The following is a 22,927-nucleotide window of genomic DNA, read 5'->3' as shown; positions in this document are numbered from 1 at the left end:
GCTTCGAACTGATCGTGCCTTTCGTCACTTTGCTGTAGGGTCCGGAACAGCCGAACCTCGGTTGCGGAGCACCACTGTGATCTGCCCGCTGGTCTCGATAGTGGCTTGCTGAACTTCGTAGCTATGCAGGCACCCTGCAGCTCGGAGTGCGGCCTGGACGTCGTCAGGCGTAAGCCGTTCGTTGCGCATGGTTTCCGTATTCAATTGGCCAGCGTGTATCAGTACCTTGGGTTTGCCGTCTATCCAGTGCCCAATGCGTGGGAAACGCCAGCTCAACTTCGCTAGCAGCAGGTGGCAACTTATCAATGTCAACGCAGAGATCAATCCACCCATGAGCGAATTGTCTCCAGCGTTCATGGAGTTTTGCACGGCATTGGAGAGGATCAGCAAGAGGATCAGGTCAAACGGGTCGTACTGACCGATCTGGCGCCGTCCCGTGATGCGCAGAAAAAAGATCAGGAATACGTACACGACGATCCCGCGAACGATGAACTCCCACCAAGGTACGCTGAGCTGGAACATTTGAAAACCTCTTTTGGAAATTTCGGTGGCTCCCGAGGCCGGTGAAAGAAAAAAATTCAGTGAAGTCAAACAGTCTCTCCCTGAATTTTCTCGTTCTATGGGCATGTGTTCAGGGGTATTTGCGGGCCCACTCGCGGACCCACTGCGAAAGTGCGTCAGTTAGATTGGCTTTGGACGAGGGAGGATTCAGCGCCAAATGCTCCGCCGCTTTCAGGAGAGCATGCAAAGGGTCACGCAGATCGAGTGCTTGGGCTCCATTTTGTTTGCTGAGCTTCTCGCCGTCGCTGGCGACGACGAGCGGCGTATGCAGATAGGACGGCGTCTTCAGGGCAAGCGCTTGTTGCAGAAGAATCTGACGCGGCGTGTTGTCCGTGAGATCCTCCCCGCGCACGACATGAGTAATGTTCTGGTCTGCGTCATCGACCACCACCGCGAGCTGATAGGCCCATAGGCCATCCGCGCGCTGGAGAATGAAATCTCCCACGGCCGCCTCCACGTTCTGCTGTAGGTCACCCAGACGTCTGTCGTGCCAGCGGACAACGTGATCTTCTTCCAGCGCATATGAGGCCAGCCCGCTATGCAATCTCCAAGCCTTTGTCGTTCGGCCGCGGGGAACCTCTGCGTGATGGAGAGGAGGGCGGCAGGTGCCGGGATACGGCAGTTCGCTGCCGCGTGTGCGCACCACCCCGCGTGCTGCCTGTACTTGCTCGATTTCCCTGCGTGAACATGTGCAGGGATAGGCCAGGTGCCGTGCGCTGAGCTGGTCCAGCGCTTGTTGATACAAGGTTCCGCGTGTTGACTGGAAAACGGGAGGTTCATCAGGCTGCAAACCACACGCGGCGAGTTGGCCCAAGATGAGTTCAGCCGCGCCAGGTAGGCAGCGAGGTGTATCGGTGTCTTCGATGCGCACCAGCCAGCGCCCGCCGTGAGTCCGCGCATCAAGCCAGCTCGCCAGCGCAGCGACGAGTGAACCCGCATGGAGCGGCCCGGTGGGGGACGGGGCAAAGCGGCCAACATACATGGGTGATACCGCTAATTAAAAAGGTAAAACGCTGCTGCGCCCGCAAAGCCCACGTAACCCGCCGTCACGTCAAAAGACAGGCGCAAAAAATGACAACGCAGTTACCCTAGGGTTTCAGCGTCTGAAGTGCCAGTTCCAGCCCGGACACGAATGCATCTTCCATCCGCGCGCCCAGGCACCAGTCTCCGGCCAGCCCCAAGCCAAGCGCCGGGTCCCACATGAAGCTTTGGCCGAGGGGCTGGGTCGTCTTGGCCTCGTGCCAAAGTAGCGCCTTGGACCATGCGGGGGCGGCTCGAATACCCGTGACTTCGGCGAAGGCTTTCAGGAGCTTGGCTGTGGCACGTGGTTCGTCGTCGTTCTCATGTTCGCGCGACCAGGCCGGACTGGCTTGAACAGTCCAGCGTTCAATGGGCTCACGCCCCGGTTTGGACGATTCACGCGCAAGCCAGGCCACTCGATGATGGGTGCTGCGCGCGGCATTCCATTGAGGCCCGAGGGTTTGCAGGCCTGGTTGCGCCGCGTTTGGAAAAGCGATCATCAGCGTCCAGCAGGGAGCCACTTCAACCGCTTCCAGGCCTTTGACCAAATGCCCCGCTTGTTTCACGCGAGACAGCAGCGCCCGAGAGTTGGAAGGGGGCGAAGCGAACAAGACAGTGTCGAATCCACCAAACACCCGCTGACCGCCGTCCGAACTTTCCGTGTGCAACTGCCAGGCTGCGGAATCAAGCACGTCGCGCTGCAATTGCGTGACACGGGTATTGAGATGCAACTGCCCTGTATTCTGAAGGGGAAGTGCCCAGCGTCTGGGCAGCTCTGTCATGGTGGGCGTGGTGACCCAATGTGCGTCACGGCCGGGTGGAGACGCTTCGACTACGCGGCCTCCTGCATCCAGAACACGCACGGCATTGGCGCTCCAGCGACGGGCGAGACCCGGGATCGTGACTTCAAGCGCCTTGGCAAAGCGATCATCGCGAACGGTGAAATATTGTGCTCCGGCGTCAAATCCTCCAAAAGGAGATTCATAGGTGGTTACCCGGCCACCGGGGGCGTCCGAGGCTTCGAAGACAGTAACCTGCTGTCCGGCTTGGGCCAGCGTACGTGCGCAGGCCAGGCCGGCGATGCCAGCGCCAACGATGGCGATACGGCGCGGTTCGGATGGGGAGCGAGTGGTCACGCAGTCTCTTTCGTTTTATGTAATAGACAACACTCTACACGCCGCGGTGCTGTTCCAGCAATGCGTGTCTCGTAATTGGCCTTTCGAGTTGCTCCAACCACCAGGCCAAGGCCTTTCCGGGCGATCCGCTGGCTCTCCAGGCGTAGGAGAGGCTTATCTCGCGCGTGCTTCGCTCGACCTGACGGGCGATCAACCGCCCCGTTTGAAGGTAGGGCCGAGCCATGGGTTCAGCGAGGAAGCCTGCTCCCAGGCCCCTCAATTGAGCATCGAGCTTGGCGGCGATGCTGCCCACGACAAAGCTGTCTTGTCCTTCGAGCAAGCCAAATGACTGTGTGGTTGCACTTTGCGTCGAATCAGAGACCACGATCGCGCGGTGTTTTTGAAGCTCTGCATCGCTAAGAGGTTCAGGCAGCGCCGCCAGGGGATGGTGCGGTGCCACCGCGTACACAAAGCGCACGATCCCCAGGGGCCTGGCTTTCAAATCTGCGGCGTTGGATGGTCCGAGGATCGCTCCCAGTGCCAGGTCGGCCCGGCCAGATGAGAGCGCGTCCACCGTGCCGCTCAGAATTTCATCTCGAATGCGAAGGCGTGTGGGCGGGTTCAAATCGAGGAAATCGCACACCAACTCCATGAGGGCTGGATGGGCTATCAAACCATCCACTGCGATGGTCAGTTGCGGCTCCCAGCCTGTCGCCACTCGCTTGACACGATTGACCACCGCGTCCACTTCACCACGCAGCCGTTCGCCTTGGCGGAGCAGCTCAGTTCCCGCCGCCGTAGGAATAGCTTGACGGGAGGATCTGTCAAACAACAACACATCCAGGGCGTCTTCGATCTGGCGCACTCGATAGGTAAGGGCACTCGGTACCACACCGAGCGCCCGGGCGGCGCCTGCAAAACTGCCTGCCTGGGCAATGGCTTGCAAGATACGGAACGCATCCGGTGTAAGGACATCACTGGGGTTTTGCATGTCCGCTCAAATTTAATTCAAATATTTTGAATGATGCCATCAATGTCATGCGGTTTCAAGCGACCCTGAAATCCATAAAGTTAGTCCTATTCCAACGGGATTGCGGAAATGGCGAAGGCGCTCAGTTTCCGTTTCCCCCCTTCACAAAGGAGTCCAAAGTGCTTACTGTTCGCAAATCGCTGGATCGGGGTTACGCTGACCACGGCTGGCTGAAGTCGTTTCATAGCTTTTCTTTCGCAGGCTACTATGACCCTGAGCACATGGGCTGGGGCAATCTGCGTGTGATCAACGAAGACCGTGTGGCTCCAGGCCGGGGCTTTGGTACACACGGCCATAAAGATATGGAGATCATCAGTTATGTGTTGGAAGGCAACCTGGCCCACAAGGACAGCATGGGCAACATCAAAGGCATTCCTCCTGGAGATGTGCAAAGAATGAGCGCAGGCACAGGGGTCACGCACAGCGAGTTCAACCATGCCGAAGGGCAGACAACCCATTTTCTGCAGATATGGATTGAGCCTAACGTAAAGGGTGTGCCGCCCAGCTACGAGCAGATCACGCTGCCGAAAGGCAGCACACGGGGCCAACTCAAGCAGGTCGCCGCCGAGCGACCTGTGGAGGGTGCTGTGACGATCCATGCCGATGCAGCCATGTACGCCGGGTTGTTCGACGGTGCTGAAAGTGCCACGTTCGACATGGATCCAGCCAGGAAGGCCTACGTGCACCTTGTTCGCGGCACCTTGAATGTCAACGGCACGCCATTGGCGGCAGGTGATGCCGCCATGATTGAGGGCGAATCGCAAATCGCGCTCGGATCAGGCCATGATGCCGAAGTCTTGTTGTTTGATTTGGCATGAATGACCAGAGCTTGCAGCAGCCAACGCTGCAAGCCCTGATTTCGCCTCGTCAATGCTTTTCCAGTTTATTTTTTTCTCAACTACTTCCAAAGGAAGCTCTCATGAACGCACTGCAAAATCCCCTGGCCTTGATCGGACGCATCCTGATCGCATGGTTGTTTATTCCGGCTGGCTGGGGCAAGCTCGGTGCTGGTTTTGCTGGTACTGCAGGCTATATTGCGTCAAAAGGTCTGCCCATGCCTGAAGCTGGGGCGGCGCTGGCCATCGTGGTGGAGCTGGGTGCTGGTCTGATGGTTTTGCTGGGATTCAAGACGCGCTGGGCGGCATTGGCGTTGGCCCTGTTTACGCTGGCATCTGCGATTTTCTTTCACAATTTCTGGGCTGTGCCGGAAGCTCAGCAGATGATGCAAAAGCTCATGTTCAATAAGAACATCGCCATTACCGGCGGCCTGCTGATTCTGGCCGCCTTCGGTGCAGGTGCATTCAGCCTGGATGGGCGCAAGCGCTGATCGCTGACGGTACACGCGATAAGGCGATCTTGAGGCTCATTTTCTGAATGAGCAGCACTGAAGATGGCCAGGGCACAAAAAAACCGCGCGTGAGCGCGGTTTCCTGTTTCTGAGTCTGGCTCAGAATGCCATTTCTTTATCGACGTCCGATACCTTCCGGCGAGCCATGGCCAGATTGGAGCGTTGCTTGTCCAGCACGAAGTAGATAAACACACCTTCCTTGCGGGCTGAAGGACGGAGGATGTGATAGTGCTTGCCGAGGGTGATCAGGATGTCTTCGATCACATCGTTTAGACCGAGCGCGCGCATGGTCTTCATTTTTGAGCGGATCACTTCAGTGTTGCCTGCCGCGGCCACTTCCAGATCAACCCCGGAACCAATTGACCCCAGCATCATGCCACTGGACGAGTCAACGACAGCAGCGCACAAAGCGCCATCCACGGTCATCAGGTCTTCGAGCGTTTGTTTGATCGTTGCCATTTTTCCTCGTCTCCTTTGAGATCAAATTTGCGTGAATTGAGGGAGAAGTGCCACGCAGAAAACACTTTTGATTCAGGTTGTAACACGAAAAGTATCATAATGAGTCCACGATTGCAGCTAAATCCTTCGCTTTGAGCTGCACTTGGGTCCAGTCGGTACCTGACTTGTCGCGCGTAAGCGTCACCAGCAGAACACCCTCCCCACAAGGCAGCAGGGTAATGCGTCCGTAGGCGTGCATCATCACCGACGCACGCAAGTCTCCCAGGTCTTGAAACTGGCGCGACAAACGCTGGTAGAGCCGCCAGTAGTCGCTGGCGGCTTCTGCAAAGGTCTGAATTCCTTCGATGTGCCCCGCATGGTGCCAGACCATACCGGCTTCTATTTCCACCAGCGCGCAGCCTTCTACGCCTGGCATCTCAACCATCGCTTCCAGGGCTTCGCGCAGGATTTGCCCGCTCATGTATCAGCAAGCGTCCTGGCAAATTGCGCTGCCCGGTAGGCCACCTGGGCCAGGATAGCGTCGCCATTGGCGATCACGTTCACAATCAACTCTGAATCGTGTCTATACACCCCATGGACCATGGCAAAACCAGATTCTGTATTGATGGTGACGCTTTTGCTGCGACCAAGATTGGCCTCCTGAGAAACGACCGAACCGATGGCCGAGATGGAGCTGGCCATGGCTGCGACCCGCGCGGCGTCACCCTCCTTCATGGCAGAGGCAATGTCGAAACCATCAATGCTGGCGACGACTACTGCAGTGACGCCATCCACCTCATTGAGAAAAAGCTCAGCCTCACGGCGGGCAACTTCCATCACTTCGGGTGCTAGATTCATATTCATGGACATTTCACTCTCCAAGCATACCGGCTTCAAGCTGAGCCAGCAAAGTATCGATCAGCATGAGCACGTCCAGCCGATTGCGAACATCGACTTCAAGTACAGGAAGAATCCGGTTATGCCGAGCCAACTCGTCAATGTAGTCGTCCGTGGATGGGGATGGATGCTCGTCCAGCCTGCCGATACCGATGGTGCACGGCATGATGTCCAGGTCGTCAGCGAAGGCGTCCAGATACAGGCGCAGATCCGCGAGCGGGTCCGGGCGCGAATTGTCCGCGAGGATGATCATGCCTATGGCGTTCTTCGCGAGGATCTTCCAGAGGAAATCGAAACGCTCTTGTCCCGGAGTGCCGAACATCCGGACACGGTCCCCATTGTCGAGCGTGAATTGTCCGAAATCCAGACCGACTGTCGTATGTGTCTTGGAGTTCGACAGGTCATTGTTGAAGACGTCCGTCACGATCGGTGGTTCGTCGCTAACGGTTCCTATCGCGGTTGTCTTGCCGGCACCCATGGAGCCGGTGAAAAGAATCTTGTATTCGCGCACTAAGGCCTCTTGGAGATGTTCGAAAACTATCCGGGGGCGATCTCGGAAGAGAGGAGGGGGAGCTCAAAGATCGTTCGCACCTCATGGGCTTGGCGCCATTCATGTGGACGTGCTTTGATGTAGCCTGATGCTCTGAATCAGGTCTTGCTAGAGCCCCAGCCGACGGCGAATGCTCGATATGACTGAACTTGAGAACGTGGGCCGCGAAGCAGGCTTCTGAGCATCAGAGGCTCGGGGCGCCTCTGTCACTGGCTGCTCCACCATGTCAACGAGATGGGCGGCGCGCAGCACTTGCACGAAGGTCTCGCACACGCTGACCGGCTGCTGGCACACGATGGAAAGGTCGCCAAGGTTAAGTGCACGTCGCGACAGTATCGTTGCCATCCGGATACGCGTGGCATCACCGCGAAGCAAGATGGCAGGCGGCCACCTGCGCAGCTTGAAGCGGGCTTGGCTGGAAATGGCCCCTGCTGCTGCCTCCGTCGAAGCTGCAGGGCTGAAGGCACGGGTGTCTCGCAGTTTCTTTTCCGTGGCCGTAAGCCAGTTCTGCAATTGGTCCGCACGGATGGGGCGTTCAAGTGTGTTCGGACCGGCGCCTGAGTTCATGCGTTTCAGGAAAAGAACCGCTTTGGCCATCCGGCTGACGTCCCGGTTATCGGCATCCGGCGATGTGCCGTCAACCAGCAACGCATCGTAGGGTGGGGCGGTCACGAACTTCCACTGAAAGGTGTTGCCGTGGGAAAACAAACGAAAAAGCGTCTTGACCAATGCGACCTCGGCTGGAGGAAGGTTGTAGGCGCCGAGTTTTAAGAAGGTCATGATTTTTGTGCTACTTTCAGGCTTCTGCGATTGACTTCGATACGGCGGGACACATGGGTCGTCGGCCGTCACTACGTCCCCTGAAATGCAAACGTTTTTGCTTTTGCGCTTCAGTGGGTCGGAGTATATTTTTCTGAACCGGCATGGTGAGATGTCGATTGGAGTCCGTGAGAAGTAATACACACCCAACCCCGCAAAAACCCGGGCGTGTGTGTGTTTTTGCAACACGCGCATGAATGCTTTACAGGTATCCCCGCAGTCCAGCCCTCAATTTGACGCCCTGATTTTTGAAATGTTCGTTCACCTTCGTTTGCATACTGAGTTTTCTGTCGTCGACGGCACCAACCGCGTCGATGACATCGTCAAGGCTGCCTCTGCCGATAGCCAGCCAGCCCTGGCTATTACGGACCTGAACAATCTGTTTGGCGCCATCAAGTTCTACAAGGCATCGCGTTCGGCTGGCGTCAAACCCATTCTGGGGGCTGAGTTGCTTCTGGAAGGCGCTGACGCCGACAAGGGTGTTCTGTCTCGTGTTCTGCTGTTGGTGCAAAGCCACCAGGGCTACTTGAATTTATCTGAGCTGCTGGCGCGCGCCTGGACGAAAGGTTTGGTCAAGTCCCAGGCCGTGATTGCCTGGGAGTGGTTGAGTGAACTCTCTGACGGATTGCTGATGTTGTCAGGTGCGCAAGCGGGCCCTGTAGGCCAGGCTTTGCTGAAGGGCGATACCGGACGCGCCAGTGAACTGGCCCTCAGGCTGGCGGGGATTTTTCCGCACCGGTTTTACCTGGAGCTTCAACGGGCCAACAGGCCTGACGATGAGAATCATGTCGCTGCGGCAGTCCAACTGGCGGCGCGGCTTCAACTGCCGGTTGTGGCGACGCACCCCATTCAGTTCCAACACCCCGATGACTTCGAGTCGCATGAGGCGCGCGTGTGTATTGCAGAAGGTGAGATTCTGGGAAACCCGCGCCGGGTCAGGAAATTCACACAAGATCAGTACTTCAAATCGCAAGCAGAGATGCAGGCCTTGTTTGCTGATGTGCCCTCGGCGCTGGCCAACACCCTGGAAATTGCGCGCCGGTGCAACCTGACGTTAACTTTGGGCAAGCCGCAACTGCCGGATTTCCCAACGCCCAACGGCATGCCCATCGGCGAATACTTCCGCTTCGCATCTGAAGAAGGTTTGAAGGAGCGCATGGCGCACCTTTATCCTGATCCCGCCGAGCGCGCTGCCCAGATGCCAGCCTATCAGGAGCGGCTGGAGTTTGAGATTGGCACCATCTTGAAGATGGGCTTCCCGGGCTACTTTCTTATCGTGGGCGACTTCATCAAGTGGGCCAAGGAGAACGGCTGCCCAGTGGGGCCAGGGCGGGGTTCGGGTGCAGGCTCGCTGGTGGCTTACGCGCTCAAAATTACCGATCTTGACCCGCTTCAGTACAAGTTGCTGTTCGAGCGTTTTCTCAATCCCGAACGCGTCAGCATGCCTGACTTCGATATTGACTTCTGCCAAGCCAACCGCGACCGCGTGATTGACTATGTGAAGGAGAAATACGGCAAGAACGCTGTGAGCCAGATTGCCACCTTCGGAACCATGGCGGCACGTGCCGCGATCCGGGACGTGGGCCGGGTGCTGGATATGAGCTACATGTTCTGCGACGGCATCAGCAAGCTCATTCCCAACAAGCCCGGTCAGCACATCACCATTGAGGGCGCTATTGAGGTAGAGCCCATATTGGCGGAGCGCCTGGAGAAAGAAGACGAAGTCAAGACTTTGCTCGCATTGGCGCAGAAGCTTGAAGGTATGACACGCAACGTCGGCATGCACGCGGGGGGCGTCTTGATTGCGCCGGGGAAGCTGACCGATTTCTGCCCGCTCTACCAGCAGCCCGGCAGTGAATCCGCCGTGAGCCAATACGACAAGGACGATGTTGAAGCCGTCGGCCTGGTCAAGTTTGACTTTCTAGGTCTTGCGACCTTGACGATTCTTGAAATCGCCAAGGAATTGATTGTCCGCCGCCACCCGAATCAGAAGGACTTCGCTTTCGAGAACATCCCGCTGAAGGACGCCAAGACCTACAAGCTCTTCCAGGACGGCCGTACGGAAGCTGTGTTCCAGTTTGAAAGCCGCGGAATGCAAGGCATGCTTCGGGACGCGAAGCCTACTCGGCTGGAAGACCTGATTGCACTGAACGCCTTGTACCGTCCGGGGCCAATGGATCTGATCCCCAGCTTCGTGGCGCGCAAGCATGGGCGGGAAACCGTCGAGTACCCGCACCCCCTGGTGGCGGAGATGCTGAGCGAGACCTACGGCATCATGGTCTACCAGGAACAGGTGATGCAGACGGCGCAGATCCTGGGGGGTTACAGCCTGGGCGGTGCCGACTTGCTGCGCCGCGCCATGGGCAAGAAAAAGGCCGAAGAGATGGCCGAGCACCGGGAGATCTTCCGGGAGGGGGCGGCCAAGAACGATATCTCCCAAAGCAAAGCCGACGAGATCTTCGACTTGATGGAGAAGTTTGCTGGCTACGGCTTCAACAAGTCACACGCCGCTGCTTACTCTCTTCTGGCTTATCACACCGCTTGGCTGAAGGCGCATTACACCGCCGAGTTTTACTGCGCCAACATGACGGTGGAAATGGACAACACCGACAAGCTCAAGGTGTTGTATGAGGATGCCTTGAAGAGCGGCATGACTTTCGAGCCGCCTGACGTCAACCGCGGTATCTACCGCTTTGACCCCATCAGCAATACCTTGATCCGCTACGGTTTGGGCGCCATCAAGGGCACTGGCGAGCAAGCGATTGAAGCCATCATCGCTGCGCGCGAAGGCCGGGGAGGCGGAGAGTCTGGGGGCGAGAAGGGTCCCTTCAAGAGCCTTTTCGACTTCTGCAAACGCATCGATCGCACGCGGGTCAACAAGCGAACCGTCGAGGCGCTCATTCGCGCCGGGGCCTTCGATTCATTGCAGATGAATCGGGCTGCACTGGCGGCCTCCCTGGATCTGGCATTCGATTACGGCGCCGCCTGCACGGCCAATGCCAATCAAGGCGGCTTGTTCGATCTGCTGGACGATGCACACGGTTCAGTCACCCAGGAGCCAGAGCTGGCGCAGGTGACGCCCTGGGGTGTGAAAGAACGGCTTTCCCTCGAAAAGACGGCCGTCGGCTTCTACCTGTCGGGTCATCTTTTCGATGAAGTCGAGCGTGAAGTTCGCCAGTTTGTGCGCCGGCGTATTGACGATCTCATGGACAGCCGGGACCCTCAATTGCTGGCGGGCATCGTGGGCGATCTTCGGGTGATCAACGGCCATCGTGGCAAGCTTGCACTTTTCAAGCTCGACGACAAATCGGGTGTGATCGAGGCGCGGGCGGATGAAGCCTTGATCAATCAGCACCGCAATCTCTTGAAAGACGATGAACTTATCATCGTCATGGGTAAGGTGCAGCCTGATCGATTTTCTGGTGGCTTGCAGGTCACTATCACCCAAATCATGGATCTCCCAGCAGCCCGCTGCCGTTACGGCAAGTTCCTGCGAGTGGCCGTCAATGGACAGGTGCCGGATGTCAAGCGGCTCCTGTCAGAGCACCCTCCCAAGTCCGAGATCACCGAACATGGGGAGTTGCTTCAAGGCATGCAGGTTCGTTTGGTGTTGGAGCGTCGTACGGGCGAGCACAACGGCATCAAAGGCGTCATGGCCCAGTTGCAATTGGGGGAGGGAGCGCGCTTTTTCCCCACCGACGCCGCGCTAGCCAGCTGGATGGCTCAGGCGGACGAGGGGCGGGCGATGATTGTGTATGAGTAGGTAGGGTCCCCCCTGAGGCGCTTACGCGCCTTCCCCCCTGAGGGGGGACGCAGCCAGCGGCCTGGCAAAGCCAGCTCCGCGGCCACTCCGCATGCCTTGCTCCGCGGCCTCGCCGCTTGCCCTGCTGCGCCGCCTCGCCGCATGCCGTGTTCCGCGGGCTTCGGATTCTGGCCCCCTCTCCCGCTTGCGGGGGAGACCGATGAAGGCGGGCCTGCCGACTTGGGCTCCAGACCCCAGGCGTCAGTTGGTTGGCTCCTAATCCGCAAGGGTCTCTAAAAATCTCCTATTGCTTTTCTCCGTCATCCCCGCGCAGGCGGGGATCCAGGATTAACAGGCGCTACTTGTCCTGAAGCACACATTCATCAACCACAAAAATTTCAAACCCGCCGCCAACTGGGCCGGCGCTTTGCAAACGCGTTGCTTCTTAAACCCGAATTTCGGTCTGCTCGCGGGTTTAGCCAACCGGTGAGGGTAAGGATGCCTCAAATTTAGAAGGCGCCAAAAGCCTGAAGACTCTTGACCCCTACTGTCAATCCCTCAACTTGAACTCCATCACCATCGGATTCCAGAAGCGCCCATTGTCTGAAGGCAGCTTCTCGGTTCTGTCCAACGCTCGAAGCACAGCATCGTCCCAGCTCTTCACACCACTTGATTTGATGATGCGGCGGCTGATGATGGTGCCGGTGGGGCCGGTACGAACTTCCACTTCAGCCACCGGGTTGCCGGGCACATCATCGGAGAACACGATATTAGGCCGCACGGCGGCGCGGATTCTGCCGGCGTAGTTGCCCGAGGGGCCAGCATCGCGCTCGTCAGTTCCGCCTGCGTTGCCTTTGGAGGCACCTTTCCCAGTGGCGGACGAACCGCCGTCGCTGTCTGCGCTGCCCGCCAATTTGGCAATGCGAGCGAGTTCTGCCTTGCGGCGACTGTCGGATTCCTTGGCTTCGCGGGTAGCTTCTGCTTTCGCTTTGGCATCCGCTGCCTTTTTCTGCGCTGCTTCCTTTTCTGCGGCGGCTTTCTCTGCCAGCTTCTTCTCAGCTTCTTTTTTCTCTGCCGCTTTTTTCTCCGCTACTTTCTTTTCAGCAGCCTCTTTGGCTGCAGCGTCCTTACGACGCTTTTCGTCCGCAGCTTTCTTTTGCGCCAATTCCTTGCGCTCAAGCTCTTCTTCTCGGCGTTTGTCTTCTCGACGTTTCTCTTCACGCGCCTCTGCAGCCTTGCGGCGCGCTGCTTCTTCTTTCTTTTTCTTCTCCGCCAGGGCAATTTCAGCCTCGCGTGAGTCATCAACCTCAGGCTTGGGCGGCGGAGGCTTGACCACCGGTTCTGGCTTGGGCTCTGGTCTGGGGGTGGGTTTGGGCTGCACAGGCGGTTCGGTGCGTTCCACTACCGGCTCAGGCGGTGGCTTGGGTGCAGCTTTGGGGGCGGCGCGCTGCACTGAAGGGGCCCATAGCTCCGCCTCCACGGCATCTTCCGGCGCTTGACTGCGCCAATTGACGCCCCACGTCAAAGCCAGGATCAACAGCAAGTGCGCGAAAAGTGCCAGCGCCATGGCGCGCCCCATTCCTCGTTGCGGAGGAGGGGCAAACTCATTGCGCTCGGTGGCGGCGGCGTTCATGCGTGATCGGCCTTTTGGTTCACTTGACAGCCAAACCGACCCGATCCACGCCTGCTGCCCGCAATTGCTTCATCATGCTGATGACCTGCTGGTAGCGCAAATCACTGTCGGCAGAGAGCATGACGGGCATTTCAGGGTTGGCCTCCAAGGCTTGCTTGATGGCGGCAAGTGCCTCCTTCTCATTGGTCTTGCCCAGCTTGACTTCACCGTCCAGCGTCAATTGGCCTTCCGCATCAATCATGACATTGATGAGTTTGTCAGGCGCCTTGGAAGATTTTCCAGCGCTGGGTATATTGATGACCCCCGGCGTGATGAGCGGCGCAGTCACCATGAAGATGATCAACAGCACCAACATCACATCGATGAAGGGCACCATATTGATTTCGTTGATGGTGCGGCGGCCACGGCCGCGAGAGCTGACTCCGGGCATGGCTTCAGTGCCCCGTGGCCGTGGCGGACTGCGAATGCACGCCCAGGTTGCGCTGCAGAATGTTTGAAAACTCTTCTATGAACGTTTCCTGTTTGTTGGCAATGCGATCAATGTCGCGTGCGAAACGGTTGTAGGCAATCACGGCCGGGATCGCGGCAAACAGACCCAGCGCGGTGGCTACAAGCGCTTCTGCAATACCTGGAGCCACGGTGGCCAGCGTCACTTGCTGGAGGCTGGCCAAACCTGTGAAGGCGTGCATGATGCCCCATACAGTGCCGAACAGGCCGACATAAGGGCTGACCGAACCTACCGAGGCGAGAAACGAAAGGTTGGATTCCGCCTCGTCCATCTCGCGCTGAAAACTGGCTCTCATGGCGCGGCGAGCGCCGTCGAGCAGTGTGCCTGCATCCTGAATCCGGCGCTCGCGAAGCTTCTGATATTCACGCATGCCGCTGGCAAAAATACGTTCCATGGGACCTGCTGTCCTGGCGTTTTGTGTCGCGGCTGAAAAAAGATCATTCAGACTCGTACCTGACCAGAACTCGCGCTCAAAGTCGTCATTCAGTTGCTTGACTTGCTTCAATGAGCGCAGCTTGCGGAAGATGGCTGCCCAACTGGCAATTGACACCGCCAGCAATAGCAGCATGACCAATTGCACGACAAAGCTGGCGTGCAATACAAGTTGGATGATGGATAGATCCTGATTCATGTGGCTTCTATGAAGGTGACAAGCGGTTAGTAGCTGTTTCTGGGCTTAACGTGACGATGACCTCAGCTGGAATGCGCGCAGGCTTGAGCGTGTGCGCATCCACCCAACCGATACGAATACTTCCTTGGCAAACCAACGTGCCGCTGGACTTGAGAAAGGCGCGCTGCTCTATGGTGAGTGCGACCCGGCCCGCCTCTTGGAGTGCCGCGGTGACGATAAGTTCATCATCCAGGCGCGCAGGCGAGAGGTATTTGACACTTGTTTCGCTCACCACGAACATTCCACCCTCCCGCTCACGCAGGACTTGCTGGCCGACCCCCAGCGCGCGCAGCCACTCAGTGCGAGCACGCTCGAAGAATTTGAGATAGTTGGCGTAGAAAACAATGCCGCCAGCGTCGGTGTCTTCCCAGTAAATCCGAATGGGGAATTCGAACGCCATGGATGGTGAGGGGTCAGACCAGCAAGGCGCGCAGTCGCTCTACGGCGGCTTCAAGCTGCGGCAGGGAGTTGGCAGTGGAAAAGCGTATGTAGCGCGCCGTATCTGCACGTCCGAAATCACGCCCTGGCGTCACTGCCAGATGCGCTCGCTTCATGAGTTCGAAGGCGAATTCCCAACTGCCGGCGGTCTGCATTTCGCTATTATATTCGGAGCTAGCAGGCAGTAATTTCCGACATGCTGCGGAACAATCAGCCCACGCATAGAAGGCGCCGTCTGGCGTCACAGGTACGGGCAAGCCGAGCGCGGCCAGTTGCGGGACAAACCAGTCGCGCCGCGCTTTGAACTCCGCGCGCCTGGCTTCATAGATGGCCAGACTTTCTGGCTCGAAGCAGGCCAGCGCGGCATGTTGTGCAATCGTACTGGGGCAAATGAACAGATGCTGCGCCATCTGTTCAACCGTATCGACAAGTGAATCAGGCACGACCAGCCAACCGAGGCGCCAGCCCGTCATGTTGAAGTACTTGCTGAAGCTGTTGATACTGAGAATTTGATCGTCCAGGCCGAGAGCGCTGTGCCCGTAGGTCTCTTCGTAGCTGAGGCCCAGGTAAATTTCGTCCAGCAGTGTCACGCCGCCACGCTCTGCCACCACCTGGTGGATGCGGCGTAACTCGTCCGGATGGATGGAGGTGCCTGTGGGGTTCGAGGGCGAAGCCAACATCACTCCTCTTGTATGGGCACCCCAGGCCTGTTGCACCTTGTCAGCGGTCAGTTGAAAACGCTCAGCTTCAGTGGCGGGGATAAGCACCGCTCTGCCTTCAGCCGCACTGACAAACTGGCGGTTGCAAGGGTAGCTGGGGTCGGGCATGAGTACTTCGTCGCCCGCATCCAGCAGGGCAAGGCACGCCAATTGCAATGCAGCTGACGCCCCTGCTGTCACCACTATTCGCCGTGCTGGCACCTGCACGCCAAAACGCTCGGAGTACCAGTGGCTGATGCGTTCACGCAACTGCGGCAATCCGGTCGCCTGGGTGTACTGAGTGCGGCCGTCGCGAATGGCTTTTTCTGCCGCTTCCTGAACCAGTGGCGGCGCCGTGAAATCCGGCTCGCCAATGTTCAGATAGATCATGGGCTTGTCGGAGCCTGCGGCCTCCCGCGCAATGGCAGCGGCCGACTTGGCCATCTCCATTACATAGAACGGCTCGACGCGCTGAGCCCGGGCCGATATCTTCATGGATTCGATGAGGCGGAGCCGGGAGACTTCTTGAGCGCGGCGCGGTCGGCCTGTACTTCGGCAGTGCGCAATGTCGGCGCAATGCCGTTCAGAACGCCATTGACGTATTTGTGCCCGTCAGTGCCGCCGAAATCCTTGGCCAATTCAATGCATTCGTTCAAAACCACTCGCCAGGGCACGTCAGGACAACGCAGAAGTTCATAAGCGCCAATCCACATGCAGCCGTGCTCGATGGGAGATATCTCAGCCAGTTTGCGGTCAAGCAGAGGCACGATCAGCGCGTCCAGATCGTCAGCGAGTTCGATACAGCCATGCAGCAGCGCGTCATAGTGCACCGCGTCTGCCTTGGAAAATCCTTGCAGTTCTCGCGTAAATGCGTCTATGACTGCCGCGTCAGAGCCTCCCACGAAGTGCTGATAAAGCGCTTGCAGCGCGAATTCGCGCGCTCGTGAGCGAGGTGACTTGGTAGAAGACCTGCGGGTGCCATTGGGTTTTGGGGCCAATGCGTTGACCGCGGGTGCTTTCGGTTCTTCGTCATTCATACCAGGCGCTCCAGCAATTGGGCCATTTCGACTGCCACACGGGCAGCGTCTCTTCCTTTTTCGACTTGGCGCGCCACGGCTTGTGCCATGTTTTCCGTTGTCAAAATAGCATTGGCGATAGGAATACCGTGTTCGAGGCCGACTTTGGTCACGCCTGCACCCGATTCATTGGCTACCAGCTCAAAATGGTAGGTCTCGCCGCGAATAATGCACCCGAGTGCGATCAAGGCGTCAAACTTTTCCGAGTCAGCCAGTGCCTGAAGCGCCAAGGGCACTTCCAGCGCACCGGGAACGCTCACATACTTGATGTTTTCGGCAGGCACCTTCAGGGCAGCAAGCTCGGCCGTGCAGGCGCTTTGCAGTGCGCTCGTCACGTCGTCATTGAAACGAGCCCGGACAATACCGATTCGCAGATGGCTGCCATCAAGCTCAGGCACAGCGCCTTGATTTGCGTTTTTCATTCTTGGTTTCTATATCTTGTTTCGCGTGGCACGTGGCACCCAGAGGCGAGGCATTGCGCTCAATTTCCTCAGGGAAGGATCCAACGCGCGCTACTCAGCATTCGTCATTCATTCGGTATATAGCCTACAACCTCCAGCCCAAATCCTCCGGCCATGCTGGGCAGGCGGCGTGGGGTTCCCATCAGCTCCATACGCTGGACGCCGCAATCGCGCAGTATCTGTGCGCCTACGCCATAGCTGCGCAAATCCATCCGGCCTCGTTCAGGAGCATGCGCCGCGCGCGCCTTGCCTTCAAACTGAGCCAGCAACTGATCGGCGTTCTCTCCGCAGTTGAGCAGCACGGCCACGCCTTTGCCCTGAGCCTGGATATGGCGCAGAGCAGCTTGCACGCTCCAGGAATGCATGCCGCACTGGACTTCCAGCGTATCGAGGATGGAAAGGGGCTCGTGTACGCGAACCGGAACGACCTCCTGATCATCCCACTGACCCATCACGAGCGCCAGATGCAGCTCGCCGCTGGGTTTGTCTCTATAGGCATGTGCCATGAATTCGCCATGGGCGGTCTTCAGAGTGCGTGACGCTACTTTCTGAACCAGAGACTCGTGGCGACTGCGGTGCTCGATCAGATCGGCAATGGTGCCAATTTTCAGGCCATGGGTGGCAGCAAACTCCTGCAGATCCGGAAGGCGGGCCATGGTGCCGTCGTCTTTCATGATCTCACAGATCACAGACGATGGAGAGCAACCCGCCATGGAGGCCAGATCACACCCGGCTTCTGTATGGCCAGCGCGCATCAGTACGCCGCCATCGACTGCCTGCAAGGGGAAAATGTGTCCTGGCTGCACCAGGTCGTCTGCACGTGCTCCAGGGGCCACGGCAGCCTGGACGGTCCGGGCGCGGTCGGCCGCTGAAATGCCCGTGGTCACACCTTCTGCGGCTTCGATGGAAACAGTAAAAGCCGTAGAGTATTTGGTGCCATTGCGCGTAGCCATGGGCTGCAGTTGCAAGTGTTCGCAACGTTCGCGTGTCAATGTCAGGCAGATCAGACCGCGGCCAAATCTGGCCATGAAATTGACAGCTTCTGGCGTGACGTGATCGGATGCCAGCACCAGATCACCTTCGTTTTCCCGGTCTTCTTCGTCAACCAGGATGACCATACGGCCGGCGCGCAACTCGGCGACAATCTCTTCCACAGGCGCAATGGCTGCGGGTGCTATGGGCGTGGCTTGGGGTAGGGGGGCGTTCATGGTGTGCCTGGCGAGCGTGGCCAGCCGCAGGTGCGGAAAAGGTGACATTATCGGCGCTTTGAGGGCTTCCTTTGCTTTGAGAACGAGTTCATGGGCTATTCAGGTGCTTTCCTGCCTGTGAAATCTGGCTTTGATTGCAATCCATCGTTTTCCATATGGCCCTCACCCTAGATCATCCCGTCCTTTCTTCGCTTTTGCCTGTCGTGCTGTTGATCGGCATCGGCTTTCTCGCAGGGCGATTGAAGCTGGTGCGCGGGGAAGCTGTACGAGACCTATCGAATCTTGTGTTTCTTGTGCTGGTGCAGGCCCTGCTTTTTCGAAGCATGGCGACGGCTCAACTGGACAAGCTCGATCTGCGCTCCGTTGCGTTGTATTACATCGTGGCAGGCGTGATGTTCTTCGTCTTGTTGTTCATTCAGGGGCTCAACAGCCGATCAGCGGTGGTGGCCTTGGCCGCCATCTTCAGCAATACCTTGATGATTGGCGTGCCGCTGGTCCAACTGGCCTACGGACCAGCAGGCCTGCTCAATCTCTTTACCTTGATTTCCATGCATGCCCTGGTGTTGCTGACACTGGCAACGATCGTCATCGAATTGCTGGTGGCGCGCGAGAAAGAGGCTTCCGGAGAAGCGGGCCGCCGTCATATAGCTGCCACTGTCGCTCAAGCGGTCAAAAATGCGATTTTGCACCCAGTTCCGCTGCCCATCATCGCGGGGTTCCTCTATTCGCTGACAGGTATTGGGCTTCACCCCATCGTGGAGCGACCTCTCGAATTGCTGGGAAGTGCCTTCGGCCCGGTGGCTCTGGTTTTGGTGGGCGTCACGCTGTCGCGCACCGCCATCGGTCCTCATGTGAAGGGCGCGTTGATGATTTCCGGGCTCAAGACTATCTTGCATCCTGCGCTGATGGCGTTGGCAGGTTGGGCTTTGGGGCTCAGCGGTCTGCCATTGGCAGTGATGGTGGTGGCAGCTGCCTTGCCTGTGGGGGCCAACGTTTTTCTGTTCTCTCAGCGCTACCACAAGGCAGAGGAACTTGTCACGGCTTCAGTGGCTATATCCACCGCCATGGCGGTTGTGACGGTGTCCGTGGTGATGTGGTTGCTGCCGCGCGGAGCTTGAGGTTTTCCTACGGCGCCAGTCGCTCGCGCAGCCATTCGCCGTCTTCCAGCCTGTACTGCAGCCTGTCGTGCAGCCGACTCTTGCGGCCTTGCCAGAATTCCCAACGCTCCGGCAGCAGCCGAAACCCACCCCAGTGAGGCGGGCGGGGAGGGTTCAGCAAGAACTTGGCTGCGTACTTTGCCGCGCCTGTGACCAATACCGTGCGGTCATCAATGACCTGGCTCTGCGGGCTGGCCCAGGCTCCAATGCGGCTATCCAGGGGGCGGCTGGCGTAGTAGGCGTCGCTCTCGGCGTCGCTCACTTTCTCTACCAATCCTTCTATCCGGACTACACGCTCCAGCTCAACCCAGTGAAATTGAAGAGCTGCACAGGGATTGCCCGTCAACTCTCTCCCTTTTCGGCTTTCGTAGTTGGTGTACCAGACAATTCCGCGTTCATCGAAGCCCTTGATCAGCACGATGCGGGTGCTGGGCCGCAGATCTCCGCCGACGGTTGCCAGCGTCATCGCGTTGGGTTCTGGCACCTCGCTTTGCCGTGCTTCGTCGAACCATTTTGCAAACTGGTGAGTGGGATCAGCATGCGAAGCTTCCTCAGAAAGCTCGGCACGCTCGTAACTTTTGCGCAGGGCTGCGATGTCGCTCATGCGGGCAGTGTATATGCAGCTTGGGCCTGAGCCCTGGGCACCAGACTCATAACTTGTCTGGCCTCGCGTGGCCTAGCAGGCGCGTGAGCGAAATGTCGTCAATTCCATGCGCACGCAGAGCCTCATGGGTTTGGCGGGCATAGTCCAGAGTGGTGCCGTAACGCCCGCTCGCACCGCTGAAAATGCTGCGGTACTGCTCCGGCGTGAGCTCGCCGGTAAAAGCAGGGCTGCGCCGTGACAGAGTAAATGCCAACGCGGCGACTGTTCCGTGGGGTGTCGAGCAGGGCAACCAACGAGGGTCATAGACCGCGGTTGGCATTTCGCGCGCCCAAAGCAAGTCCAGGACTTCATTGGCGTGGCGATGTGGAATCCGATAAATGACGCCTCGGCAACTGCCACCCGGCAAAAGTGCAAATACCAGGCCAGGGATTTCCGGGGTTCCCCGATTCACGCGGCTCCACATGGCCAGAGCGCGATGCCAGCCGTGCACACGTGTGGCATGACGTTCGGTATGATCGAAATCGGGTCGCCATATTAATGAGGCATAGCCGAAAACCCACAAGTCCTGGGCATTTCCCTGTTGCTTCCATTGCTGGCGAGCTATTTCGAGCATTTGGGCGGGTTCTCTACCCGGCCGGAACAAATGCCGGAACGAGTCTGGGTCCGATGCCGGGTGGGTTTCCAAGTGCTTCATGTGCAAACTTTATAATTTTCCAAGTTGCTTTGCATGCAAACCTGTGCACCGAGTTGGGTTTTATCTTTCCGGGGTGCAGCATTTGTGCAGGGTTTTGTTTAAAGCAGGAGCTTAATTAATGAATTCTCAAGACGACGATAACCAGGGGTTGGCACTGGGGATAGTGTTCAGTGCGGTGGTGTTAGCCGTTGGCTTGGCTATAGGCATAGGCGTGCACCACACAGGCAAACGTGCAGGAAGCTCCACAGCACTCGCCACCGCGCCTGGCGCTAGCATGGTGCAGGGCGTTCAAACCACAGGGGCCGCAGTTGTGGCGGCCGATGCGGCCAGCATTGTGGTGGAGAATGGCCTGGTCAAGTTCTACTTCGCCAGTGGCAAAGCGGATTTGGCGCCGGGCGCTCGGGATGCGCTGGGTGATATCGTCAAGGGTATCGCAGCAGGTCAGACCGCGTTGATCAGTGGTTTCCACGACACCACTGGCGACCCGGCAGTGAATGAAGAATTAGCCAAACAACGCGCCATCGGCGTGCGTGACACCCTGATTTCATTGGGTATCGGTGAAGACAAGCTGGAGTTGCGCAAGCCTGAGGTTACTCTGGCAGGCGCGAACGCCGAAGCGCGGCGTGTAGAAGTGCGCTTGCAATAATCCAGAGCGCCTGGCTGTTGAAAAGCGGCCTTTTTAGCGAGATGCGATCTGCGCAGCGGAAACGCCGCGTAGAAATCCCACAATGCCTCGGTCTACGCCCAAGGGCGCGAGCAGGTCTGCCAGCAACAACAGGTCCCGTGCGGCACCTATATCGGATTGAAGTCGGGTCGCTTGATCTGTCCAACGACGCGTACGCGCCTTCGGCAGAACCGGGCGCATGGCTTCCAGGCAGTACCTCGTTCGCTTGGCCAGCAGGCGCACCCTATGCTGGTGTTCCAGGGCGGTATCGCTTTTTGAGTCCTCGACCCCAAGCATTAAATCCACCTCGTCCGAGAGGAGGGCGTGGAGATCGTGGGTGCGGTTTTTGGCCCACTCTCCCAGTGTGAGAGTCGTTTCGGGGACCTGCTTGAATCCATGCAACCAACGACTCAAACGCATCAGAGCCAATCCAGTAGCAGGCGCCGCCAACGCGTCCAGCAAGGATAGGCGCCGGGCCCGCCGCTCCGCTTGAAGAGTCGCTTCCATGTGGAGCCACGCCGTGTTGCGCGTTCGATCACCTGCGACAAAAGCCTCAGCCCAGGTGGGAAGGCTCTCCAGTGCCGCCACATCGAGATCACGTACCGCGCCCAGCGCGTCAAGCAGCGGACGCAACTCCTCGGTGTCAGGTGCCTGGTGATCCTTCAGCAGCGGTTTGAACAACCACAGGCCACTGCGCCATCTGCGCCATCCCACGCGCGCTTGATGCACCAACTCTGCGTGGTCTGCGTTCAGTATGCCGACAAGATTCTCTGTAAAGTGGCCAAACATTTCTGCCAGGACCTGTTGAACGGCTGGCCCAGCAGCTTGCTCTGCCTCAAGAGCAAGCGTGTGAGCTCTCAACGGTGCTGCGCTCACCCCAGCGACTAAACGCCAGCCCTGCTCTGCCTTGCTGGTCTGAGCAGGCAGGATCGCTAGGTGAGTGGCCAATTCCTCGGCCACGGCAAACAGAGCGTCGGGGCTACCGTGAATCAATTCCAGCTCGAGTTCACAGATGGGCATGCGCCTGCTGTTAGCGTGCACGGAGCCGACGTCGAGTGCCACTTCTATCTGGCTACCGTCTTGGGCCTTGACTTGCCAGAGGGTTCTAGTGCTTCTGGTTTCAAAACACGGCTTCAGGTGAGCAAACAGCTCGCTATTGGAGTCAATCGCACTCCAGGGCGTGTCTTGTAGCGTGATGGGGTCCAGTTCCCCCCGACGCAGCGGGGTTTCCCATTCGCCGCGCTGGCTCAGTCCTGCGGTACTGTGGCCCGAGGTTTTGAGGGTTTGAATCCAGCGTGGTCGGCTGCTGGTGCCTTCTCGTACGCTGCGCAGGCGCAAGGCAATCTTTTGCTGGCGCAGATCCTGTACGGGGGTATCGAAGTAAATGTTGCGCAAACGCAGCACTTGGAATGCGACGCCCGCCAGCGGCGGTGTCACTGCCAATTGGTGCGCGATTCGCCGTCGGTCGGCTCCGGGCAGGACCAGTTTCAACTCGATTTCGCTGGGTGGTGAGGTCCCGGAGGCGTTTTTCATGATCCCATTTTAAGAACGTGTTGGCGATCTATGCTGCGGCGCCCTGCGGACCAGCGGGAGCGG

The 22,927-nt window shown here is 58.2% G+C and carries 25 protein-coding genes; 5 read left to right on the top strand and 20 right to left on the bottom strand.

All coding sequences use genetic code 11. From position 1 onward, the window contains the following. Window positions 1-24: 24 nt before the first annotated feature. The 4 genes from ABIE13_RS19955 to ABIE13_RS19940 all read right to left on the bottom strand — a co-directional run bounded on the left by ABIE13_RS19955 (window position 25) and on the right by ABIE13_RS19940 (window position 3,687). Window positions 25-522 (bottom strand): DUF421 domain-containing protein, encoded by a 498-nt coding sequence (locus ABIE13_RS19955; RefSeq protein WP_354446673.1) that lies wholly within the window; start codon window positions 520-522, stop codon window positions 25-27. A 109-nt stretch (window positions 523-631) separates the two neighbouring features. Continuing rightward, window positions 632-1,543 carry a tRNA glutamyl-Q(34) synthetase GluQRS gene (gene gluQRS, locus ABIE13_RS19950; protein WP_354446672.1) on the bottom strand — a complete coding sequence of 304 codons (912 nt, stop codon included), beginning with the start codon at window positions 1,541-1,543 and terminating at the stop codon, window positions 632-634. Window positions 1,544-1,649: 106 nt separating this feature from the next. Beyond that, the gene (locus ABIE13_RS19945) at window positions 1,650-2,717 is read right to left on the bottom strand and encodes an NAD(P)/FAD-dependent oxidoreductase (protein ID WP_354446670.1); all 1,068 of its coding nucleotides are present in this window, start codon (window positions 2,715-2,717) and stop codon (window positions 1,650-1,652) included. Window positions 2,718-2,751: 34 nt separating this feature from the next. After that, a complete protein-coding gene (locus ABIE13_RS19940; protein ID WP_354446668.1) occupies window positions 2,752-3,687 on the bottom strand; it encodes a LysR family transcriptional regulator in 936 nt (311 codons plus the stop codon). Between the two features lie 158 nt (window positions 3,688-3,845). On the opposite strand from ABIE13_RS19940, the gene ABIE13_RS19935 reads away from it, so the two are divergent. Both ABIE13_RS19935 and ABIE13_RS19930 read left to right on the top strand, forming a co-directional pair. Continuing rightward, window positions 3,846-4,544, top strand: a complete 699-nt coding sequence (locus ABIE13_RS19935; protein ID WP_354446666.1) for a pirin family protein — start codon at window positions 3,846-3,848, stop codon at window positions 4,542-4,544. 101 nt (window positions 4,545-4,645) lie between these two features. Beyond that, window positions 4,646-5,053 (top strand): DoxX family protein, encoded by a 408-nt coding sequence (locus ABIE13_RS19930; RefSeq protein ID WP_354446664.1) that lies wholly within the window; start codon window positions 4,646-4,648, stop codon window positions 5,051-5,053. A gap of 120 nt (window positions 5,054-5,173) precedes the next feature. Here the strand turns inward: ABIE13_RS19930 and ABIE13_RS19925 are convergent, their stop codons facing one another. The 5 genes from ABIE13_RS19925 to ABIE13_RS19905 all read right to left on the bottom strand — a co-directional run bounded on the left by ABIE13_RS19925 (window position 5,174) and on the right by ABIE13_RS19905 (window position 7,739). Beyond that, a complete protein-coding gene (locus tag ABIE13_RS19925) occupies window positions 5,174-5,533 on the bottom strand; it encodes a hypothetical protein (protein ID WP_354446663.1) in 360 nt (119 codons plus the stop codon). Window positions 5,534-5,627: 94 nt separating this feature from the next. Further along, window positions 5,628-5,993: a roadblock/LC7 domain-containing protein gene (locus ABIE13_RS19920; RefSeq protein WP_354446661.1), complete on the bottom strand. Its 366-nt coding sequence runs from the start codon at window positions 5,991-5,993 to the stop codon at window positions 5,628-5,630. After that, complete coding sequence (locus ABIE13_RS19915; RefSeq protein WP_354446660.1) at window positions 5,990-6,376, bottom strand: roadblock/LC7 domain-containing protein; 387 nt, start codon at window positions 6,374-6,376, stop codon at window positions 5,990-5,992. Before ABIE13_RS19915 ends, ABIE13_RS19920 begins: the two co-directional genes overlap by 4 nt. A gap of 7 nt (window positions 6,377-6,383) precedes the next feature. Then, a complete protein-coding gene (locus ABIE13_RS19910) occupies window positions 6,384-6,920 on the bottom strand; it encodes a GTP-binding protein (protein WP_354446658.1) in 537 nt (178 codons plus the stop codon). Between the two features lie 147 nt (window positions 6,921-7,067). After that, window positions 7,068-7,739, bottom strand: a complete 672-nt coding sequence (locus ABIE13_RS19905) for a hypothetical protein (protein WP_354446656.1) — start codon at window positions 7,737-7,739, stop codon at window positions 7,068-7,070. 292 nt (window positions 7,740-8,031) lie between these two features. On the opposite strand from ABIE13_RS19905, the gene dnaE reads away from it, so the two are divergent. After that, entirely contained in the window at window positions 8,032-11,541 is a 3,510-nt protein-coding gene (gene dnaE, locus ABIE13_RS19900; RefSeq protein WP_354447148.1) for a DNA polymerase III subunit alpha, read from the top strand. A 529-nt stretch (window positions 11,542-12,070) separates the two neighbouring features. Here dnaE and tolA read toward each other — a convergent pair. The 8 genes from tolA to ribBA all read right to left on the bottom strand — a co-directional run bounded on the left by tolA (window position 12,071) and on the right by ribBA (window position 18,212). After that, on the bottom strand, window positions 12,071-13,153 hold the full coding sequence (gene tolA, locus ABIE13_RS19895) for a cell envelope integrity protein TolA (RefSeq protein WP_354446654.1): 1,083 nt from the start codon (window positions 13,151-13,153) through the stop codon (window positions 12,071-12,073). A gap of 19 nt (window positions 13,154-13,172) precedes the next feature. Continuing rightward, window positions 13,173-13,583, bottom strand: a complete 411-nt coding sequence (locus ABIE13_RS19890; protein ID WP_354446652.1) for an ExbD/TolR family protein — start codon at window positions 13,581-13,583, stop codon at window positions 13,173-13,175. A gap of 4 nt (window positions 13,584-13,587) precedes the next feature. After that, window positions 13,588-14,292: a protein TolQ gene (gene tolQ, locus ABIE13_RS19885; RefSeq protein WP_354446651.1), complete on the bottom strand. Its 705-nt coding sequence runs from the start codon at window positions 14,290-14,292 to the stop codon at window positions 13,588-13,590. Between the two features lie 7 nt (window positions 14,293-14,299). Next, on the bottom strand, window positions 14,300-14,731 hold the full coding sequence (gene ybgC / locus ABIE13_RS19880; protein ID WP_354446649.1) for a tol-pal system-associated acyl-CoA thioesterase: 432 nt from the start codon (window positions 14,729-14,731) through the stop codon (window positions 14,300-14,302). A 13-nt stretch (window positions 14,732-14,744) separates the two neighbouring features. Next, a complete protein-coding gene (locus tag ABIE13_RS19875) occupies window positions 14,745-15,962 on the bottom strand; it encodes a pyridoxal phosphate-dependent aminotransferase (protein ID WP_354446648.1) in 1,218 nt (405 codons plus the stop codon). After that, the gene (gene nusB, locus ABIE13_RS19870) at window positions 15,959-16,504 is read right to left on the bottom strand and encodes a transcription antitermination factor NusB (protein ID WP_354446646.1); all 546 of its coding nucleotides are present in this window, start codon (window positions 16,502-16,504) and stop codon (window positions 15,959-15,961) included. The genes ABIE13_RS19875 and nusB overlap by 4 nt, the downstream gene beginning before the upstream one ends. Continuing rightward, entirely contained in the window at window positions 16,501-16,965 is a 465-nt protein-coding gene (gene ribH, locus ABIE13_RS19865) for a 6,7-dimethyl-8-ribityllumazine synthase (protein ID WP_354446645.1), read from the bottom strand. The genes nusB and ribH overlap by 4 nt, the downstream gene beginning before the upstream one ends. Before the next feature lie 104 nt (window positions 16,966-17,069). Further along, entirely contained in the window at window positions 17,070-18,212 is a 1,143-nt protein-coding gene (ribBA, locus tag ABIE13_RS19860; protein ID WP_354446643.1) for a bifunctional 3,4-dihydroxy-2-butanone-4-phosphate synthase/GTP cyclohydrolase II, read from the bottom strand. Between the two features lie 155 nt (window positions 18,213-18,367). On the opposite strand from ribBA, the gene ABIE13_RS19855 reads away from it, so the two are divergent. Continuing rightward, window positions 18,368-19,330 (top strand): AEC family transporter, encoded by a 963-nt coding sequence (locus tag ABIE13_RS19855; RefSeq protein WP_354446642.1) that lies wholly within the window; start codon window positions 18,368-18,370, stop codon window positions 19,328-19,330. A 7-nt stretch (window positions 19,331-19,337) separates the two neighbouring features. Here the strand turns inward: ABIE13_RS19855 and pdxH are convergent, their stop codons facing one another. After that, entirely contained in the window at window positions 19,338-19,973 is a 636-nt protein-coding gene (gene pdxH, locus ABIE13_RS19850; RefSeq protein ID WP_354446640.1) for a pyridoxamine 5'-phosphate oxidase, read from the bottom strand. A 46-nt stretch (window positions 19,974-20,019) separates the two neighbouring features. Then, the gene (locus ABIE13_RS19845; protein WP_354447146.1) at window positions 20,020-20,586 is read right to left on the bottom strand and encodes a gamma-glutamylcyclotransferase; all 567 of its coding nucleotides are present in this window, start codon (window positions 20,584-20,586) and stop codon (window positions 20,020-20,022) included. A gap of 199 nt (window positions 20,587-20,785) precedes the next feature. Here ABIE13_RS19845 and ABIE13_RS19840 point away from each other — a divergent pair, with 199 nt between their 5' ends. Further along, complete coding sequence (locus ABIE13_RS19840) at window positions 20,786-21,313, top strand: OmpA family protein (RefSeq protein WP_354446639.1); 528 nt, start codon at window positions 20,786-20,788, stop codon at window positions 21,311-21,313. Window positions 21,314-21,346: 33 nt separating this feature from the next. On the opposite strand, the gene ABIE13_RS19835 is transcribed toward ABIE13_RS19840, so the two are convergent. Continuing rightward, complete coding sequence (locus tag ABIE13_RS19835; protein ID WP_354446637.1) at window positions 21,347-22,864, bottom strand: CYTH and CHAD domain-containing protein; 1,518 nt, start codon at window positions 22,862-22,864, stop codon at window positions 21,347-21,349. Window positions 22,865-22,927 lie beyond the last annotated feature (63 nt).

Origin of the sequence: Ottowia thiooxydans, from assembly GCF_040548795.1 — a bacterium.
Lineage (GTDB): Bacteria > Pseudomonadota > Gammaproteobacteria > Burkholderiales > Burkholderiaceae_C > Ottowia > Ottowia thiooxydans_A.
This window is presented reverse-complemented; position numbering and strand designations above follow the sequence as displayed.

Excerpts from the sequence above, each read along its gene's own strand:
- ABIE13_RS19955 (WP_354446673.1), bottom strand. The coding sequence starts at position 522 with ATGTTCCAGCTCAGCGTACCTTGGTGGGAGTTCATCGTTCGCGGGATC.
- gluQRS (WP_354446672.1), bottom strand. The coding sequence starts at position 1,543 with ATGTATGTTGGCCGCTTTGCCCCGTCCCCCACCGGGCCGCTCCATGCG.
- ABIE13_RS19940 (WP_354446668.1), bottom strand. The coding sequence starts at position 3,687 with ATGCAAAACCCCAGTGATGTCCTTACACCGGATGCGTTCCGTATCTTG.
- ABIE13_RS19930 (WP_354446664.1), top strand. The coding sequence starts at position 4,646 with ATGAACGCACTGCAAAATCCCCTGGCCTTGATCGGACGCATCCTGATC.
- ABIE13_RS19925 (WP_354446663.1), bottom strand. The coding sequence starts at position 5,533 with ATGGCAACGATCAAACAAACGCTCGAAGACCTGATGACCGTGGATGGC.
- ABIE13_RS19920 (WP_354446661.1), bottom strand. The coding sequence starts at position 5,993 with ATGAGCGGGCAAATCCTGCGCGAAGCCCTGGAAGCGATGGTTGAGATG.
- ABIE13_RS19915 (WP_354446660.1), bottom strand. The coding sequence starts at position 6,376 with ATGAATATGAATCTAGCACCCGAAGTGATGGAAGTTGCCCGCCGTGAG.
- ABIE13_RS19905 (WP_354446656.1), bottom strand. The coding sequence starts at position 7,739 with ATGACCTTCTTAAAACTCGGCGCCTACAACCTTCCTCCAGCCGAGGTC.
- dnaE (WP_354447148.1), top strand. The coding sequence starts at position 8,032 with ATGTTCGTTCACCTTCGTTTGCATACTGAGTTTTCTGTCGTCGACGGC.
- tolA (WP_354446654.1), bottom strand. The coding sequence starts at position 13,153 with ATGAACGCCGCCGCCACCGAGCGCAATGAGTTTGCCCCTCCTCCGCAA.
- ABIE13_RS19890 (WP_354446652.1), bottom strand. The coding sequence starts at position 13,583 with ATGCCCGGAGTCAGCTCTCGCGGCCGTGGCCGCCGCACCATCAACGAA.
- tolQ (WP_354446651.1), bottom strand. The coding sequence starts at position 14,292 with ATGAATCAGGATCTATCCATCATCCAACTTGTATTGCACGCCAGCTTT.
- ybgC (WP_354446649.1), bottom strand. The coding sequence starts at position 14,731 with ATGGCGTTCGAATTCCCCATTCGGATTTACTGGGAAGACACCGACGCT.
- ABIE13_RS19875 (WP_354446648.1), bottom strand. The coding sequence starts at position 15,962 with ATGAAGATATCGGCCCGGGCTCAGCGCGTCGAGCCGTTCTATGTAATG.
- nusB (WP_354446646.1), bottom strand. The coding sequence starts at position 16,504 with ATGAATGACGAAGAACCGAAAGCACCCGCGGTCAACGCATTGGCCCCA.
- ribH (WP_354446645.1), bottom strand. The coding sequence starts at position 16,965 with ATGAAAAACGCAAATCAAGGCGCTGTGCCTGAGCTTGATGGCAGCCAT.
- ribBA (WP_354446643.1), bottom strand. The coding sequence starts at position 18,212 with ATGAACGCCCCCCTACCCCAAGCCACGCCCATAGCACCCGCAGCCATT.
- ABIE13_RS19855 (WP_354446642.1), top strand. The coding sequence starts at position 18,368 with ATGGCCCTCACCCTAGATCATCCCGTCCTTTCTTCGCTTTTGCCTGTC.
- pdxH (WP_354446640.1), bottom strand. The coding sequence starts at position 19,973 with ATGAGCGACATCGCAGCCCTGCGCAAAAGTTACGAGCGTGCCGAGCTT.
- ABIE13_RS19845 (WP_354447146.1), bottom strand. The coding sequence starts at position 20,586 with ATGCTCGAAATAGCTCGCCAGCAATGGAAGCAACAGGGAAATGCCCAG.
- ABIE13_RS19840 (WP_354446639.1), top strand. The coding sequence starts at position 20,786 with ATGAATTCTCAAGACGACGATAACCAGGGGTTGGCACTGGGGATAGTG.
- ABIE13_RS19835 (WP_354446637.1), bottom strand. The coding sequence starts at position 22,864 with ATGAAAAACGCCTCCGGGACCTCACCACCCAGCGAAATCGAGTTGAAA.